The 18,409-nt window shown below is 57.9% G+C and carries 13 protein-coding genes; 8 read left to right on the top strand and 5 right to left on the bottom strand.

Annotated elements, in window-relative coordinates:
- Positions 1–20: 20 nt before the first annotated feature.
- Both FMF02_RS07100 and FMF02_RS07095 read right to left on the bottom strand, forming a co-directional pair.
- Entirely contained in the window at positions 21–791 is a 771-nt protein-coding gene (locus FMF02_RS07100; RefSeq protein ID WP_019130473.1) for a DeoR/GlpR family DNA-binding transcription regulator, read from the bottom strand.
- 265 nt (positions 792–1,056) lie between these two features.
- Positions 1,057–4,029, bottom strand: coding sequence for a hypothetical protein (locus FMF02_RS07095; protein ID WP_141412628.1), 2,973 nt, complete (start codon positions 4,027–4,029; stop codon positions 1,057–1,059).
- Between the two features lie 599 nt (positions 4,030–4,628).
- Between FMF02_RS07095 and FMF02_RS07090 the strand changes: the two genes are divergently transcribed.
- The 8 genes from FMF02_RS07090 (at position 4,629) to FMF02_RS07055 (ending at position 15,621) form a co-directional block, all read left to right on the top strand.
- Positions 4,629–7,937, top strand: a complete 3,309-nt coding sequence (locus tag FMF02_RS07090; protein WP_141412627.1) for a SusC/RagA family TonB-linked outer membrane protein — start codon at positions 4,629–4,631, stop codon at positions 7,935–7,937.
- A 13-nt stretch (positions 7,938–7,950) separates the two neighbouring features.
- Positions 7,951–9,750, top strand: a complete 1,800-nt coding sequence (locus FMF02_RS07085; protein WP_019130476.1) for a RagB/SusD family nutrient uptake outer membrane protein — start codon at positions 7,951–7,953, stop codon at positions 9,748–9,750.
- Positions 9,751–9,832: 82 nt separating this feature from the next.
- Positions 9,833–11,398 carry a calcineurin-like phosphoesterase C-terminal domain-containing protein gene (locus FMF02_RS07080; protein WP_244611547.1) on the top strand — a complete coding sequence of 522 codons (1,566 nt, stop codon included), beginning with the start codon at positions 9,833–9,835 and terminating at the stop codon, positions 11,396–11,398.
- 318 nt (positions 11,399–11,716) lie between these two features.
- Entirely contained in the window at positions 11,717–12,583 is an 867-nt protein-coding gene (locus FMF02_RS07075; protein WP_141412626.1) for an HAD-IIA family hydrolase, read from the top strand.
- A gap of 139 nt (positions 12,584–12,722) precedes the next feature.
- Positions 12,723–14,117 (top strand): C10 family peptidase, encoded by a 1,395-nt coding sequence (locus tag FMF02_RS07070; protein WP_141412625.1) that lies wholly within the window; start codon positions 12,723–12,725, stop codon positions 14,115–14,117.
- 15 nt (positions 14,118–14,132) lie between these two features.
- The gene (locus FMF02_RS07065) at positions 14,133–14,618 is read left to right on the top strand and encodes a hypothetical protein (RefSeq protein WP_141412624.1); all 486 of its coding nucleotides are present in this window, start codon (positions 14,133–14,135) and stop codon (positions 14,616–14,618) included.
- A 12-nt stretch (positions 14,619–14,630) separates the two neighbouring features.
- A complete protein-coding gene (locus FMF02_RS07060) occupies positions 14,631–15,104 on the top strand; it encodes a hypothetical protein (RefSeq protein WP_141412623.1) in 474 nt (157 codons plus the stop codon).
- 13 nt (positions 15,105–15,117) lie between these two features.
- Positions 15,118–15,621: a hypothetical protein gene (locus FMF02_RS07055; RefSeq protein ID WP_141412622.1), complete on the top strand. Its 504-nt coding sequence runs from the start codon at positions 15,118–15,120 to the stop codon at positions 15,619–15,621.
- A gap of 142 nt (positions 15,622–15,763) precedes the next feature.
- Here FMF02_RS07055 and FMF02_RS07050 read toward each other — a convergent pair whose 3' ends face one another.
- The 3 genes from FMF02_RS07050 to FMF02_RS07040 are packed head-to-tail and all read right to left on the bottom strand — an operon-like array spanning position 15,764 to position 18,348.
- On the bottom strand, positions 15,764–16,699 hold the full coding sequence (locus FMF02_RS07050; protein WP_019130482.1) for a DUF8429 coiled-coil domain-containing protein: 936 nt from the start codon (positions 16,697–16,699) through the stop codon (positions 15,764–15,766).
- 51 nt (positions 16,700–16,750) lie between these two features.
- Positions 16,751–17,533, bottom strand: coding sequence for an alpha/beta hydrolase (locus FMF02_RS07045; protein ID WP_019130483.1), 783 nt, complete (start codon positions 17,531–17,533; stop codon positions 16,751–16,753).
- A gap of 2 nt (positions 17,534–17,535) precedes the next feature.
- Complete coding sequence (locus FMF02_RS07040; RefSeq protein WP_019130484.1) at positions 17,536–18,348, bottom strand: DUF3108 domain-containing protein; 813 nt, start codon at positions 18,346–18,348, stop codon at positions 17,536–17,538.
- Between the last annotated feature and the right edge of the window lie 61 nt (positions 18,349–18,409).

The raw sequence follows: 18,409 nt of genomic DNA, 5'->3' as shown, positions 1-18,409 counted from the left end.
CCGCGCAGTGCGGCTCCGCCCTATGCGATCACCAGATCGACACCCGCCTCCTCGGCCATGGCGACCGCCTGCTCCGAAATGCGGCTGTCGGTCACGATCACGTCGATCTCTTCGAGCGAACAGATACGGCCGAAACCGCGCTGCCCGAACTTCGACGAGTCGGCCAGAATGATGATCTTCGACGCCGAGCGCATCATCACCTGCGTGAGCTTCGCCTCCTCGATCGTCGAGGTGGTGATCCCGTGTTCCAGATCGATGCCGTCGACCCCGAAGAAGAGCTTCGAGCAGCTGAAATCGCTCAGCGCCGCCTCGGCGTAACCGCCGATCGCCGACAACGACTTCTTGTGGACGCACCCGCCCAGCTGCACGACGTTGATCTCCTCGACGTCGTTGAGCAGCACCGAGGTTTTGAGGAACGTGGTCACCACGTTGAGATGCGAGCGGAACTCGCGCTTGATCGCCTCGGCGAACGCATAGATCGTCGATCCCGAAGCCATGATGATCGAATCGTTGTCGTTGAGCAGTTCGACCGCCTTCCGGGCGATGCGCTCCTTCTCCTCGCGGTTGACATTGCCCTTCACGTGGACGTCGGTATCCGCCACGTGGGGATTGGCCGAACGGGCGCTGCCGTGTACCTTGTACAACAGCCCCTTCGCTTCCAGTATCTTGACGTCCTTGCGGATCGTCACCTTCGTCACGCCCAATTCGTTGGCCACGTCGGTGATGCGCACGAAGCCGTATTTGTTCAGATGATCGAGAATGTATTTGTGTCTTTCGGCTACGCTCAACATATTCGGTTTGTTTCGATTTTAATTGCGTAAATATAGTAAATATCGACGAGTTCTGCAAAAAAGCGTTGATTTTCTCTCTTCGTTTTCTCGCCTCGGCATAGTCCGAACAAGCGCGGCTCTGCCCATTTGGCTTATCGACAACGTCGCTCTGTCTCTCACGGCCGGAATCTCCGGCCGATATTTTCCGCACGGGCACCCGCACCCGCAAAAAAGCGGACGACCCAAAGGGCCGTCCGCCGCGAAAACCGCTAAAAAGAGAGGGCGTTTACTGTTTCTTGACGATCACGTCGTCGATCCAGGCACGGTCGCCCGGCGTATTGTATTTGTCGTACTCGGCCGTCGCCTTATACAGTTTGGTATAGATCTGAATCAGCGTTTTGGCCGTCACGCCTTCGATCACGACCTCGTGGTCGGTAAACTCGAAGCACTTCTTGCTGTTGGCACCGTATTCGGCCGGGAGTTTGTGCTTCACCAGAACGTCCGTCGCATTTTCCGCTGCGACGGCGACACCGTCCGCCTTGACGATCTTCGCACCGTCGGCCTCTTTCAGACGCACCCAGACGCCTTCACGGCCATCCAGGACAGCATTACCGACTTCCAGATCGCCTGTCGAAGTGTTCGGTTCGCAATAGGGCGACGACTTGAAAGTCAGCACCACGGTCGTCGGACCGGTCAACGAGGTCATATACGGAATCGGCATGTAGCCGTTGTTCTCCGTAGAACCGAATTTCAGGATACCTGCGGTCAGATACGAACGCAGCATGTAATCCTCCGTCGCCGTAGGCAGCTTCGAAGCGTCCCACTGCGAAAGGAAGAGCCGGTGGTAATCGGCCGGCACCGCGCCGCAACCGCTGTTGGGGTTGGGCATGTTCTTGACCGGCGTGCCGGACGTATAGGCCAACTGGGTCAGGTCGCCCGTCAGATCGTCCTTCTCCGTCTTGGGATACATGCCGAATGCGATGGCCGCACCGTTGCCGCCCCACCAATGTTCGTTGAAATCAGCATAGAAGAGACAGTCGGAATGATCCTCCTTCGCCGTCGTAGTGAAGGTATATTCACCCCACTCCGAATCGCCGAACTTGGAGGCGTCGGCCGAGATGCGCTGAATGCGCGCCGTGTAGGTCGTATTCGCTTTGAGACCGCCGAATACGAAGCGCGGGAATTTGTATTTGGCGCTGGGCAGCCCCCACTTCGAGAAGTTGTAGATCAGTTTCGACCCTTCGAGCAGCTGGAGCGACGTCTTGGTGTCGGACTGCTGCGCCGCGTCGATATCCCACTCGACGATGGCCATGTTGTGCGTCACCTCGAATCCGTCGTAGAGATGCACGACAGGGCGGGTCAGCAACGCCGGCGTATGCACGGCGATGTCGGCCGTGAACTCCGAATTGTATTCGGGCTTGCTCTCGTAGAGCGCCTGCACCGCAACGGCATAGTCACGGTCGGGCGTCAGTTCGCCGAAGGTGCACGACAGCGCGTCGGCATCCACGCTCTGCTCCTTCACCACGGCACCGGCCTCTTTGAGCACGGCCTTGTAGCCGCTCGCGCCGCTCACCGTCTCCCAACTGATCGTCACCGCATACGACGTCGCCGAAGCGGTCGCCTCGGGCGTCTTCAACGGGCCGGCCAGGAAGCCTTCGGTACCGAGCAGGACGGAGACCTTCTCCGAATCGAACTCGGGATTCGGCTCGTAGAGCGCGACGATCTCGAAGATGTAGAATCCCGGCTGCAAGTCGGTAAATTCGTGCGAGAAAACATCGTCGACTCCCTCTGCGGCGGGAACCACCGCCTTGTTCACGAACGAGGGGTTCTCCTGCGGCACGAGGGCTACTTCATAACCCGTCGCGTCGGCGACGCCCGGCCACTCCACCTCGATCGAATTCGCTCCGCTCGTATAGAGAATCCGTTCCGCATCGACCTTCTCCAACGGTTCGGTGCGCTCCTTGACGGCGGACGACATCACCGAGATGTTGTCCAGCACGAAACGGCCCTTGCCGTCCGTCTTGGTCGACGCCCACTTGAACGACGTGGCCGAAGTGGCGCCGTTGACCACGAACGTGCAGGTCGTCCACTTGGCGTTCGCCCAGCCCGAGAAGGTCGGCAGCGAGATGTTGCCGCCGCCCTCGACCGAACCTGCGCCTTCGGCCGTGAAGAGGATCAGATCGTCGGATTTATCGTACAGCGAGATGTCGAACGACACGACGACGGTCTGCGGCGCCGAAGAGAGTTTGTCCATTTTCGGCGTCTGAATCCAACCGTTGTTGCTGCCCGTTCCGAGCTTGATGTAACCCGGGTGTTCGTAGACACGCTCTCCCTGCCAACCGACCAGATCGCGGTTGATGCGGTAGGTCTCACCCAGCGACTTGAAGGCGTCGCCCGCGCCGTCGGTTCCCACCGAGACCTCGCCGTCGGCCTCTTCGAGGCCCGTAATATCCTGACCGGAAACCTGTTTCCCGCCGGGACACTTGCCCTTCTTATTGGCCATCAGGTCGCCGCCCCAGACGAATTTGCCGAAGTCCATCGAGAAGATGAAATTCTCGGACTGGATATTGAGCGAAATCACGTCGTCGAAGATCGTCTTGCCCTCGATGGTCATTTTCATGTTGAGTTTCACCACGCCGATATCGGAGGGGGTTCCCGTGATCGGCAATTCGATCTTGCCGCTGCCCTCGCCTTCGATCGTTCCCGTGTAGTTCTTGATCGCCAGCCCGCGATTGTCGCCGTCGAACGTAAAGGTCATCTCGACGGGTTCGCCGCCCTTCGCCTTGTCGTACTCCACGGCCAGCAGCGCATTCGATGCGACATTGGCTTTCAGGTCGCCCGAAAGCACGGGTTTTTTCACCGTGAAGGTACCGTCGTCCTGCGTGACCTTCACCTCGACGGCATCGCCGCGCGTAGCGCCCACGATCGTAATCACGGCTTCGCGCTCGCCGCCGAGGTTGCGGTCGGCGATCGCCGTGATCCACTGGTAATCCTTGCCGTTGCCGACCCCTTCGGCGGGATCGAGTCGCAACCAGGCCGCCGTCTCCTGCCCTGCGGCGTCCTTACATGCCACCGATGCGGACCATGCCCCCGGCACACGGACCGAGATCCGGGCGGTCGCATCCTTATTATAAGCCACACTCACCTCGTCGGTATTGCGTGTCAATTGGCTCACCTCGTCGGTAATGTCGTCGGTACAACCGGCAACGCCAAAGGACAGGAACAGCGCGGTTGCAGCCATCCATTTCGTTAGTTTCATAAAATTCGTCGGTATTAGAGTAATACTATTGGTAAAAATAGTTTTCGGGAAGCATCCCTGCGATGCGCCCCGCCTCCAAGAAAGAATTTCAGATCAGCTTGCGAAAACAAATGTACACAATTTTTCATTGTATCCAAATTTTTCGAAAATAATATTTTTCAGTAGATATCGCCGACAATCCTAAAATAATCCAAAACGCGCCCTGAAAAACACGCTCCGGCACACGGCAGAAACCTTTCCGGAAAAGAGAGACGGCTCCGATTTCGACGCTCTTCGCCGATTTTTCCTTCGTCGCGTGTTATCGGATCTCTTCAAAAAATTATCGTATAAATTATTGCATAAAACAAATAATAAATTTACATTTGCATCTATAAAGCCATAACCCGCTCTCCAAAAGAGCACGAAACCAAACCTTAAAACACACATCAAAACAAATGAACAGAAACTAACCGAACCTTTTTCATCCCTCCCGGAACAGTTTAGATCGGATCAGTCTGCAACGTGAGGATTCCCGTACCGGACTTTCATATTTTAAATAATTTAAAAATCCGACACGGATGTCCGAACCCAACCGAATGTTAACTTAAACTGTTTTAACAATGAAACAATGTCCTACTCAGAGAGGAGTCCGCACGCTCGCGAACCGCTGCCGGCGTATGGGATTCTTCGTGGTCGCACTTGTTTTGACTGCCCTGACAACCAGTGCCTTCGCACAAGGGGGGGGGAATATCACCGGCACAGTCAAGGACAAGAGCGGTAATCCCATCATAGGTGCAGCCGTCACGATCCCCAACACGGCGCGCGGCACCTCTACCGACATCGACGGTCGCTACACCATCAAAGCCTCAGCCAAGGAGTCGCTGAATTTCAGCTATATCGGCTACCAATCCCAACTCATCCAAATCAACAACCGAACGACGATCGACGTCGTACTGACCGAAGACAACACCTCGCTCGAAGAGGTCGTGGTCGTAGGTTACGGCGTGCAGAAGAAGCGCGACATCGTAGGCGCTGTCGAACAGATATCCAGCAAGGATATCGCCGACCGCATCGGCTCCTACCAGAACGTGTCGCGTTCGTTGCAGGGAGCCATCCCCGGCCTGACGGTCACCTTCTCCGACGGTAAACCCACGCGCGGCGCCTCGTTCCAGGTGCGCGGCGCCAACTCGATCGGTGCGGGCGGTTCGGCCCTCATCCTCGTCGACGGCGTGGAGACCGACATCACGACGGTCAACTCCGAAGACATCGAGAGCATCTCGGTATTGAAGGACGCCTCATCGACGGCCGTCTACGGTTCGCGCGGTACGTTCGGCGTCATCCTCATCACCACCAAACGCCCCGAAAAAGGCCAGATGAAGATCACCTACAACGGTTCGTACAACTTCTACAAGCGCACCGTGACGCCCGAACTGGTCGACAACGGCTACGACTGGACGACCTCCTACCTCGAAGCGTACACCAACAGCTACGCCACCGATCCGACCAACATCAACAACGTCTTCCGTTTCAGCCGCGCATGGTACAGCGAACTGGAACGCCGCAACAGCGACCCCTCCTACGAGAAGTGGCGGATCAATCCTGCCGACAACCGCTACGAGTACTTCGGCAACACCAACTGGTACAAGATATTCTACAAGGACTACACCACCGGACACCAGCACAACCTCTCGATTACGGGCGGAACGGACAAGGCGTCGTACTACGTGTCGGGCCGTTTCTTCCATCAGGACGGTATCTACAACGCCGGCGACGAACGCTACAACCAGTACAACGTATTGGCCAAAGGCACCGTGCAGGCGACCAAATGGCTCCGCGTCGAAAACACCACCTCGTTCATGAGCCGTTTTTCGCACCAGCCGACGCTGACCACGGGCGGACAGTCGTTCACGGTGACCCCGACGCGCATGATGAACCACCAGGGCTTCCCGATGACGCTCGAAAAGAACCCCGACGGAACCTGGACCGACGCGGCCGTCTACATGGGCTGGGCCGGATTCGTCGAAGGGAACACGTGGCGCGAAGACGACAAGTTCGACCTGAACAACAAAACGAAATTCACCCTCGATTTCATCAAGGACGTGCTGGTCGGCGAGATCGACGTCAGCTACTATCGCAACCACACCGAGCGCCACATGCTCGCCGTGCCCTACACCTATTACACGGGGCCCGAAAGTTCGGGCGAACGTCCCGCGACCTCGTGGTACGAGGAGCGCTACTACAACCGCGAACGCGTGGCCAGCAACGCCGTGCTGACGTGGACGCCGAAACTGGGCGAAAACCACTGGCTCAAACTCATGGGCGGCTGGAACATCGAGAACATGGACTACACCTCCACGCTGGGGCAGAATACGGGTGTCATCGATCCCGAGCACCCCAGTCTGAGCCTTACCGACGGCGAACTGCCCAAGGCGCAGGGCAACGGCAGCTACTCGGCCAGCCTCGTGGGCACCTTCTTCCGCGTGAACTACGGCTACAAGGGAAAATACCTCGTCGAGGTGAGCGGCCGCTACGACGGCAACTCGAAATTCCCGAGCAACCAGCGCTGGGGCTTCTTCCCCTCGGCGTCGGTCGGCTGGCGTATTTCGGAGGAGCCCTTCATGGCCGGAGCCAAAAGCTGGCTCGACAACCTGAAAATCCGCGCCTCGTTCGGTTCTACCGGCAACGGCCAAGTCGACAACTACCTTTTCCTGAGCAAGATCGCGATCAAGAAGAATCTCGGATTCCTGACAGGCGACAGCCCGCTGATCTACGCCGACAAACCGTCGCTCATCCCCGACGGCCTGACGTGGGAGACGGTCAGCACCTACGACCTGGGTCTGGACTGGGAGATGCTCAACGGCCGGCTGTCGATCGTGGCGGACATCTACCGCAAGAACACGACCGACATGTACGTCGTCGGCCCCGAACTTCCCGCCGTATTCGGTAACTCCGCCCCCAAGGGCAACTACGCCGACATGCGCACCGACGGCTGGGAGGCCAGCATCTCGTGGCGCGACAACTTCAAACTGGGCGGCAAGGATTTCAGCTACAACCTGAAATTCGCCATCTGGGACAACGTGACCAAAGTGACCAAATACATGGCCACGACCAACACGCTGCCGACCAACTACGCCACCAACTACTACGAAGGCATGACGCTGGGCGAGTTGTGGGGCTACACCTGCAACGGACTGTTCCAGAGCAACGAAGAGGCGCAAACCTACGCCGACTACTCGAAGTTCGCGCAGAACAAGATCGTATGGCAGAAGGGCGACCCGAAATACGAAGACCTCAACGGCGACGGCCGCATCGACAACGGCTCCAACCGGCTGGAAGACCACGGCGACCTGTCGATCATCGGCAACACCTCGCCCCGCTACTGTTACAGCCTCGCCGCGGGTGCACGCTGGAACGGCATCGGCCTCTCGATGGTCTGGCAAGGCGTCGGCCGCCGCGACTGGTATCCCGCCAAAGAGTCGGGCTACTTCTGGGGACAGTACGGCCGGCCGTACAGCATCGCGCTGCCGTGGCACAACGACCGCTACACCGATGCCAACCAGAACACCGACGCCTACTGGCCGCGTCTGATCGGTTACACGGCACAGGGCGCGAATGCGATCCTTTCGCAGCCCAATACCCGTTACTTGCAGAAGGCCCGTTACGTGCGTCTGAAAAACCTGACGATCGACTACACCTTCCCCAAGCAGATGCTCACCAAGATCGGCATCCAGAACCTGCGCATCTACCTTTCGGGCGAGAACCTGTTCACGATCACCCCGCTGAAAAAGTACGCCAAGAACTACGACCCCGAGAACATCTACGCCGGCGACTCCGACTTTTCGAGCACGCGCGGCGGCGACGGTTCGGGCGACGGCGACGGTTATCCCGTCATGCGTTCGTACAGCATCGGTTTGAGTATCACCTTCTAATTTGAACGAAACTATGAAAAGAATAATTTATGCGGCTCTGGCTTGTCTGACGTTCGCCTCCTGCGAGGATTTCCTCGACAAGCAGCCGATCGAGCAGATCGGCACCGACGAATATTTCAAGGACGAAGCTTCGCTGGAGAAATACACCAACGGCTTCCTGAACTCCTACACGCCGAGTTCGGGCGACGTCACGCGCGGCGACGGCAACTGCGACATCATCGAGGTGAAACAGACGTCGAGCTACCTCTACCAACCCGTCTGGAACTCCTCGCTGCAAGGCGGTTGGAGCAACAGCACATGGAACTTCGTCTACTACATCAACACCTTCCTCGAACGGATGCACGAAGCGCAGGGCGTGAGCGAAGCGGCCTTCGCCCACTACGAGGGTACGGCGCGCTTCTGGCGGGCATGGAACTATTTCGAACTGGTGAAGACCTTCGGCGGAGTGCCCTGGTACGACCACGTCGTCCGTTCCGACAGCGAGGAAGACCTCTACAAGCCCCGCGACAGCCGCGAATACGTCATGGAGCGCGTGCTCGAAGACCTCAACTACGCCTGCGAACACTGCTACACCTCGGAGGCATGGGTCAACAACCAGAAGATCAACCGCTACATCGCACTGGCCATCAAGTCGCGCATCTGCCTCTTCGAGGGAACCTACCGCAAATACCACCGCGTCGATCCGTCGACGGGCAAGGCGTGGGATCCCGAATACAACAAGGACAACAAATGGCTGCGCGAGGCGGCCGATGCCTGCGAAGAGCTGATGGAGGCGGGCGTCTACTCGCTCGTCAACTCGCCGGCCGACGTGGCCACGCAATACCGTTCGCTCTTCACGTCGCCCTCCGTGCTCAAACAGGAGGTGATGTGGGCGCGCGAATACAACGACGAGAAGAACGTCCGGCACGACGTGACGTGGTACTTCACCTCGGGGTCGATGGGCCAGGGCTGGTCGCTCGACGCCGACTTCGTCTACACCTATCTGAACCGCGACGGCAGCCGTTTCACCGACCGGGCCGACTACAAGTCGACGACCTACGCCGAGCAGTTCGAAAACCGCGACTACCGCTTGCAGCAGACGGTCATCTCGCCCGAATACCGCAAACTGGTCGGAGGCACCTCGAAGCTCTTCGCCCCCGACCTCTCGGTAAGCTACACGGGCTATCAGGTCATCAAGTTCAACATCGACGACGACTCCTACGAAGCGTCGGGCATCTGCTGGAACTGCCTGCCGATCCTGCGCTACGCCGAGGTATTGCTCAACTACGCCGAGGCGAAAGCCGAGCTGGGCGAGTTCGACGACGCGGTCTGGGACAAGACGATCAAACCGCTGCGCGAACGTGCCGGCGTTGACGGAACCCGTCCCACGAAGATCGACGAATACCTGCAAAACGCCTATTACAGCACCGACGACGGCAACCCCAAGATCACCGACTGCGATATTCTGGAAATCCGCCGCGAACGCGCCATCGAGCTGCTGCTCGAAGGACGCCGCTACGACGACCTGATGCGCTGGCATCTGGGCGGACTGCTCAACAAACAGTGGTACGGCATCTACATCGGTGAGGTGGACAAGGCCTACGACCTCAACAACGACGGCGTCAACGACGTATGCGTGACCGACAAGGCGGGCAGCGAACCCGGCGTGAAGTACATCGTCCGCAACTCGGAACGCGCCCTCGAAGACGGCGCCAGCGGCCGTCTGGTCTACAACCTGCAACGTTATTTCAACGAGCAGCGCTACGTCCACCCGATTCCGAAGACGGCACTCGACAAGAACCCCGATCTGGGACAGAACGTAGCTTGGAAATAGCACTCCCGGACGCTGCGGCGGCCGGTCGGTTCGGGCCGGCCGCCGCAGACATCCGATCCGTAAAACATAACACATTCAAACAATGAAGCGAATCATATATTCTTTGTTATTTGCCGCCGGTGCGCTCTTCGCGGGCTGCTCCGACGACGATACGCAGGCCCCGCTGAACACCCCGATCCAGGAGGGGAACAATCTCTACGGCGTAGTGACGGACCCCAACGGCGCTCCGGTCGGAGGAATCGTCGTGAGCGACGGCTTCTCGTGCGTGGCGACCGATGCCAACGGCGTCTACCAGATGCCGCGCCATGCCGACGCCTTCCATGTCTTCTACCGCATCCCCGCCGACCGTGAAATCCCGATGTCGGAGGGCCGTCCCTGCTTCTGGCAGCGTCTTTCGAAGACGCAGGAACGCTACGACTTCGTTCTGATGCCGCAGCAGGCGGTCGAAACCGACTTCAAACTGGTCTGCATCGCCGATCCGCAGGTACAGAAAGACACGGATCTGGCCCGTTTCAAGGAGGAGTCCGTGCCCGATATCCGCGCGCATGTCTCGACGCTCGAAGGTCCCGTCTACGGCATTACGCTGGGCGATATCATCTTCAACGAGAGGAGTAAAGACGTCACCAACCAGATGATGCCTCCCATCGCGCTGGCCATGCGCGAAAGCGAGATCGGATTGAAACTCTTTCAGGTGATGGGCAACCACGACAACTGCATGACGCCCACCGTCACCGACGAGAGCAGCAACTTCGATCTGGCCGGACGCCGCAACTTCGAATACAAGTTCGGCCCGTGCGATTACTCTTTCGACCGGGGCAACGCCCACATCGTCGCCATGGACGACGTTCTGCTGACGGACGAGAAACACAACCCCTCGGACTACGAAGGGGGCTTCACCGATGCGCAGGTCGAGTGGCTGCGGCAGGATCTGAGCCTCGTCCCGAAGGAGAAGCTCGTCATCTTCTGCGTGCATATTCCGCTGCGCAACGCCACGTCGTTCAACCGCGAGACCGTGCGCAACCTGCTCAAAGAGTTCGACAACGTCCACATCATGGCCGGCCACACGCACTACGCCCAGAACTATATCGACGGCGACGTCTACGAACATATCCACGGTGCCGTCTGCGGCGCCTGGTGGAAATCGACCATCAACGTCGACGGTACCCCTAACGGTTACGGCGTCTACGACATCTCCGGCAGCAAGATCGAGAACTGGTACTACAAACCCACGCGGCTGTCGAAGGATTTCCAGATCCGCATGTACCGGGGCGAGACGACCTTCGCGGGCGGCTACAAGTTCACCTACACGGCCTCCGACGAGATCGTGGCCAACATCTGGAACTCGGACGACAGGAACTGGAAGGTCGAAGTGTATGAAAACGGCAACAAAACCGGCGAGATGACCCGCGAGAAATCGCTGGACGCATGGGGTGCGGGCTATCACGTGGGAGTCCTGAGCGCGAATCCCGATTCGCACGGCAAGACCACCTACGACCACTTCTACCACTACAAACTCAAAGATGCCAAAGCGGCCGTCGAGATCCGCGCAACCGACTGTTTCGGCAAGGTCTACACGCAGAACGTCTTCACCACGGCCGCCGAAACGGACTATCCGATGGTGGACAACTATCCTGCGATCGCCGAATAACCGGTCAGGTCATTCTGCGAATTTTCATCTTGGGCTGACGCCTTATCCCGCAAATGCAATGTCGAATTTATTCTGACATTGCATTTGCTTATTTTTATTTCAACTTGCGCCTTAGATGCTCCCGCCCGGCAAAAAGCAAATAAATTTACATTGCGCCCGGCTTATTCGTATCTTTGGCTTCGCCTTAGATACTCCGTCTCGACATAATCAAACATGAATGTTTGCTTCTGCCCCCGACTTTTCGTATCTTTGCGAAGTCCGGCCCGCTCCATGCGGCCGGACTTCACGAATTTACGCAACCGCACTAAAATTACATTCATGGCTACAATCGACTCCTACCGCTCGCCCTTTCCGCACGAGGAGCTTCTCGAACGCGCCCGCCGCATCCGGCACGTGGCGCTCGATATGGACGGCACCATCTACATGGGCATGTCCCTCTTCCCCTGGACCAAGCGGTTCCTCTCCGACCTGACGGAGATGGGCATCGGCTACTCGTTCCTGACGAACAATCCTTCGAAGAGCATCGCCGACTACCTCCACAAGCTCGAAACGCTGGGCATCGAAGCCACGCGCGAGGAGATGTATACCACGGCGCTGGCCACGATCGACTACATCCGCTCGCACTACCCGACGGCCAAACGACTCTTCCTGCTGGGTACGCCGAGCATGATCTCGGAGTTCGAGGCCGCCGGCTTCGAATCGACGGCCGACAGCGCCGACGATGTCCCCGACGTGGTGGTCGCCGCCTTCGACATGACGCTCACCTACCCGCGCCTGTGCCGCGCCGCATGGTGGGCATCGCAGGGCATCCCCTACATCGCCACGAACCCCGACCGCGTATGTCCTACCGATCAGCCCGTCGTGCTGGTCGACTGCGGCTCGATCTGCAAGTGCCTCGAACACGCCACGGGACGCACGCCCGACATCGTGCTGGGCAAACCCGATCCCAACATGCTCACCGGCATCAAGGAGCGCTTCGGCCTGCGCGCCGATGAGATCGCCATGGTGGGCGACCGCATCTATACCGACGTAGCGATGGCCCGCAACGCCGGCGCACTGGGCGTACTGGTACTCTCGGGCGAGACGACCGAGGAGGTCGCCTCGGCAGCCGACCCGCAGCCCGACGTCACGGCGCTGTCGCTCAAAGAGTTCGGAGAACTTCTCAAAGAGGCGCACGGAAAATAGAATTTTCCGCCTGCCGTTTCGCACGAAGGTAGCATTCCTGAAAAGGGATGCTATTTTTTTTACAAATATACCTTCTTTTACATTTGATTTTTATTATATTTGCACTAAGAGCCAATCTAATTAAAAAAAACATGCGCCTATGAAACCAAACAAAACTCTTTTCGGAGCGTTTGTCATCTCCGTTACACTCATAATCGGCGCCTGTCAGCAAACCGAACTGTCCGACTCCGCCCCGACGCCCTCTCTCCCCGCACCGGCGGCGGAATTCGTCGCAGACGATTCCGATCTGTCGGCAGGCGACGCGGCGGCGGTCGCCCGCATTTTCCGCAACGGCAACCGTCCGACCCGTGCCGGCAGCGGTGCAGTCGTCCGCAACGTCGTGACGATCCGCGACGCAGCAGGGCGTCCGGCAATCTATGCGGTCAACCTGCAAGAGGGCTACCTGCTGATCTCCGCCACCAAACGCTGCTATCCTATCCTGGCGCAGATCGACCGCGGCACCTTCACACTCGACCGCGAACCGAGCGGGCTGGACGTCGTCTTGCAGGAGATGACCGAGACGATCGAGGCCGCACGCGACTCCGCCGCCGTCTTCGACTGCCGCTCCGCATGGCTTCCCTACGAAGAGCGCACCCGCCCCGAACGGGTACAAACGCGAATGACCGACGACGAGTTCTACGACATCCAGAACGAATGGTATGGAAAATGGTTCGCGGAAGGAGCCGACACGTATCGTTTGGCCATCAAACCCGACGACATGCCCGAAGATGCCTATCAGCGTTTCTGCGAAACCGCTATCGGCGACGACGCTTGGGTCGACACCCCCTACAACTGCATGGAGTCGGGAATTATTACGGTCAAATACCATGAATCGGGAACAAAGAAAGGCCCGTTCCTCACGACGAAATGGAGACAATATGCACCTTATAATTCACAGATAGGCGGGGAAAAGCCCTTGGGCTGCGTAACCATCGCCGTCGGCCAACTGATGCGCTACTACCAACACCCCGCCTATTTCAACTGGTCGGACATGCCTGACGAAACGAGCAACTCGACCTTATCCTCTTTTTTGGCGCAATTACACGGAGAACTGCGCGTATCCGACAGCGGATCGAGCAATATCGACCATGCGAAACGGGTTCTCGAAAGTTACGGATACAGTTGCTCGAAAAGGAGTCATAACGCCTCGACCGTCTATACGATGCTGAACAGCAATCTTCCAGTCTATACGGATGGACAGGATAGAGCCCGCGATAAAGGCCACGCTTGGGTAATTGATGGCAGCAACTCGATAACCGCCTATACGGAATACAAGTTATATGCGCTGAACAACGGACTTCCACGACCTTGGTACATCGAACTCGATTCCGAAAGGGTCTATCATGCACAGAATGTCTTCTTCCACATGAACTGGGGGCAATACGCAAACCAAGACGGTTGGTTTTTAGACAGCAGTATCCAATTCCCCAATAAAAACAATGAGATATGCAACTACTCTTCCGATCGACAAGATCTTCTCATTACGGGATTTTAATATAATATTGAACAAATGAAAAAACATACAACCATCTCCATCGCCCTGCTCGCGTTGCTTTGCTGTGCCTGTGAGGAAAAGCAAGTAGGTGGTGACTGGGATTTCCATGACGCTTATATTCTCGATGGCGAAAATCTCATCGAGGCACACGGATACACCGTCGAATTGCCCGCACAGCAGTGCACCGTCGATCTGCAAATCGTTTCGTCGGGAATCTACAACCAACAAAGTATCGATCTGGATCACTTCGGCATGAACCTCCCCGACGCTATTTCCGTCACGCTCACGAAGAAACTCGAAGAGGCCGAGATATACGACTACACCGTCGATTCTTGGGGAGTCGTACACAAAGATCGACCGCGCTATCTGCAAACCGTCAGCATAAGTGCAAAACAAAATGCGTTCAAACTCCCCAGAATTGTAAAATTCAGGATTTGGACACCCGGGGCCTTAGACAGCAGTGCCGCCGACATCACCGTCCGGCAGGCGGGAACGAAATAACGGTTACTGATTATGAAAAAACTGATTACCGTTCTGCTTGCGCTGGGCGCGATGCTGAGCACCTCCTGCAAGGACGACGTCGATTTCGAAGGCGGCGTATACCTCGCCCACGACGTCTTCCTGCTCGACGGCGATGAACTGATCTTGCTGCACGAACATACGATCGATATCGACTCCAAGCAACGTGACGTCGACCTGCAAATCGTATCGGAAGGAGCCGTAAAGATCGAAAAACTGGATCAATCACCCGAAATTACCCTTACGATCCTGACCGGATTCACGGGGGACGATGCTGTTATCTACGACTATATTCCGATCAAGGTTGACGGCGAGACACGGAACATTCCGCGATATGTACAGACACTCAGAATAATCGCAGAGACGAACGGGCAAAAGCAAGCGAGAGACTGTCGATTCCGAATTATCACACAGAATCCCATGCCCGAATGCGCCGACATCACCATCCGGCAGGCGGGAGCGAAATAACGAACACCTAATTATGAAAAAGATATTCGCCATACTGATTGCGCTGTCGGCACTCTCGAACTTCTCCTGTAAGGAAAAAGAAGAGGAGTACACCGAAGGGGGTCTTGTCTTCGGTGGAATCTATATGCTCGACGGGCAACAGCTCGTGGAAACCGACGGATACATTCTCGAACTGCCGGCCGAACAAAACACCGTCGAGTTACGGATCGTTTCGAAAGGTGTTCAAGAGTTCGGTATCGGAGGATACTCGATGTCCGGACTCGGAGAATACAAGGTCGAAGGATTCACCATAAAGGTCACCCCCGATCCGGCATCGGAGAAGTTGGAAATCTACGACTACATCGACGTAGAATACAAAGGCGAACAGCACTGTGTTCCACGTTATCTCCAAACGCTTCATCTCGGCGCCGACACGAACACCGGACAGCAAAAGGAGATCCGGATACGGTTCATCACGAACATTCCAAACTATTGGATGGAGTGGAGTCAACTCACCGTCCGGCAGGCGGGCAGATAAAGGAAAAAGGAGTCTTGCGACTCCTTTTTTCATGCTGCAAACAGATCGTTCCCGACCTTTTCGTCGAATCTTTTCTCCGTCTTCTCACCTCGGCAGAGCCCGCGCAAGCGCAGCTCTGCACCCGCCTTAACGAAACCGGCCCTTACCGCAGCACGATGTCGCTCTGACCGGCCAGGCGGCCGTCGGCATAGACCTCGACGCGGTAGGTTCCGGCCGTGAAGCCGGCGCCGTCGTTGTAGTAGACGCCCACGGCCAGGTCTTCATTCTGGTAGTCGACGTCGCGCGAAGCGGTGTAGGTCAGCCGCTCGCCCTCGAACTCGAAGGTCGCCGCCGATGCATTGGACTGCACGTACCCGTCGGGCGAGGTGATGCGCACGTAAACCGTCCGTTCGCCCGGCTCGGCCAGGTCGTTGCCCGCCAGCGTGAATTCGACGCGCAGGCGCGAGGCGTTCTTCACGCGCGACACCTCCTTGTCGCGCGCGTTGAGCGGCACGAGCCGGATGCCCCGTGCGCGGATCACCGCACCCTGACGTACCTTGGTGCTCAGCTCCGAAGCCTTCTCCTCGGCCACTTCGGCACGCAGGTTGGCCGACGAAATCTCCTTGCGGTAGGAGACGTTCTCCTTGATCAGGTTCTTGTTGAGCGTATTGAGCGAATCGATCTGACGCAGATAGCCGCGCATGATCGTCCGCATGGTTCCGATCTCCTTCTCGTACTTCTTGATCTTGGCGTAGCTCCACGAACGCTCCTTGGTGAGCCGCTCCATGAGCGAATCGGCGCGGCTGCGTTCGAGACCGAGGCTCTGCGAAATGCTGTCGTTCGAAATTTGAAGGTTGTCGAAATCCTCCATCAGGTGCGAGAGGTTGCTCTTGATCGAATCGCGGTCGACCAACAGCAGATCGTACTCCTCCTGCTGCTGACGGTGGATATTGAAATAGAGGATCGACAGCGCGGCCAGGATGACGGCCAGGATGACGATGATCGTCTGGTAACCGCGGATCGATTTGGCGCTCTTCGGAGCCTCCATTCGATCGTCGTCCTCGTACTGCGACGGATTATAGTCTTTATTCTCTTCCATAACGATACGGTTTTGGTCTCAAAGATAGAATTTTTTTCGGAAACGGAGAAATCACACCGTCCCGATCGTCGCATCGAGCCACATCCTCAACTCCCCGACAAGCGCTTCGCGCCACGCGAACTCCCGTCGCAGGCCGAATCCGTGGCCGCCGGAGGGATAGAGATGCAACGCGGCGCCCGCACCCGCCGCCAGCAGGCATTCGGCATAACGGCACGCGCCGAGCGGCGTCACGGCGCCGTCGTCGGCCGCCGCGGCGAGAAAGGCCGGAGGCGCCGCCCGATCGATCCGGTAGAGCGGGGAACGGCGTTTGGCTTCCAGGCCGTGCAGCTCGCGGCCGAACATGCGCAGCATCGAAGGACGATGCGCGAACTCTTCTTCCATGCTCACCACCGGATAAAACAGCAGCTGGAAATCGGGACGCCGCGCCGCAGGCTGCGCGAGTGCCGCGCAAGCCGCCAGATAACCGCCGATCGAGGCGCCCAGCACACCGGTCTTCACGCCGTCGAAACGATTGCGCAGCAACTCCGCGGCCCGTTCGACATCCTGCTGCGGAAGCGCCGGATCGCCTTCGGGCAGACGGTACTTCACCACGCCGGCGGCGATGCCGTGTGCAACGAACCATTCGGCGAAGGCAACCCCCTCGTGTTCCGTGTTGACCTTACCGAATCCGCCGCCCGGACAGATCGCGACGGCCGCGCGCGGCGCGCCGTCCGGTTCGAAAAGCAGCAGCGTACCGCCGCACGCCTCTTCCGCGCGTGCGACCGCTTCCGATGCCGACACCTCCCGCTGCGATCCGCCGCGGCCCTCCGCCAAATCGATCTGCGTCAGTTTCATCTTCACCTGATTTTGCTGGTCAACGGATATTTCAGCCCCTTATACCCCGTGATATAGGCATTGACGCTTCCCACGCGAATGGGCGATTCGAGGTGAAGGGGAATCTTGTTCTCGTCGTCCGACAGCCAGATGAAGAACTCCGATCCGTCGGTGAACGAGAAACTCTCGGAGGTACCGATCTGGCAGGCGAACTTCAACGTGTTGAATTTCCCCATGTTGCGGATTTTCTTCACCTCGCGCCCCTCGAAGCGGTAGCGCAAATGGCGGATCGTATCTTCGAGCACCATCTGCAAGACACGCTGCTCGCCGACGCGGAACGACGCAGCGTCGGCGCTGCGCATGTTGAAAAAGAGCGACACGGCGTCCATGCTCACGTCGGTGAGCGCCATCTCCTTCCGGTTTTCGGGCAGCGTGCGCCGCTGCCAGCGGGTCGCCACGCGCCGCGCCGGCCAGTCGTAGTCGAACCGGCTGCGGAAGGTATAGCCCCCTTCGTGGATATCGCTCGTGAATCGCACGGTGCGCAGCGTCGCGGTATCGACCCAGATGTTGTACCGGTCGTCGAGCGAGAAGAACCACCGGAACGAGGCCAGCGTCTTGCCCTGTCCGAAGACGTTATAGACGGTCTGTCCGTCGAGTTCGACCTCGGAGGTACGCACCACGACGGTGGCCACCTCCGTATTGGGCACCAGCTTGGCGCGGTAGCTGACACGGTAGAACAACTCTTCGCCGGGCACGTAGATCTGTCCCGCGGCGGAGAATATGCCTCCCGTCAGCAGAAAAAGTATGAGGATTCGTTTCATCGTAAGTTGTTTCATCTGTCATTCACCGTTTTCGTTAAGCCGAGTGCAGAGCCGCGCTTGCGCGAGCTTTGCCGAG

This window comes from Alistipes communis (genome assembly GCF_006542665.1).
Classification (GTDB): domain Bacteria; phylum Bacteroidota; class Bacteroidia; order Bacteroidales; family Rikenellaceae; genus Alistipes; species Alistipes communis.
This window is presented reverse-complemented; position numbering and strand designations above follow the sequence as displayed.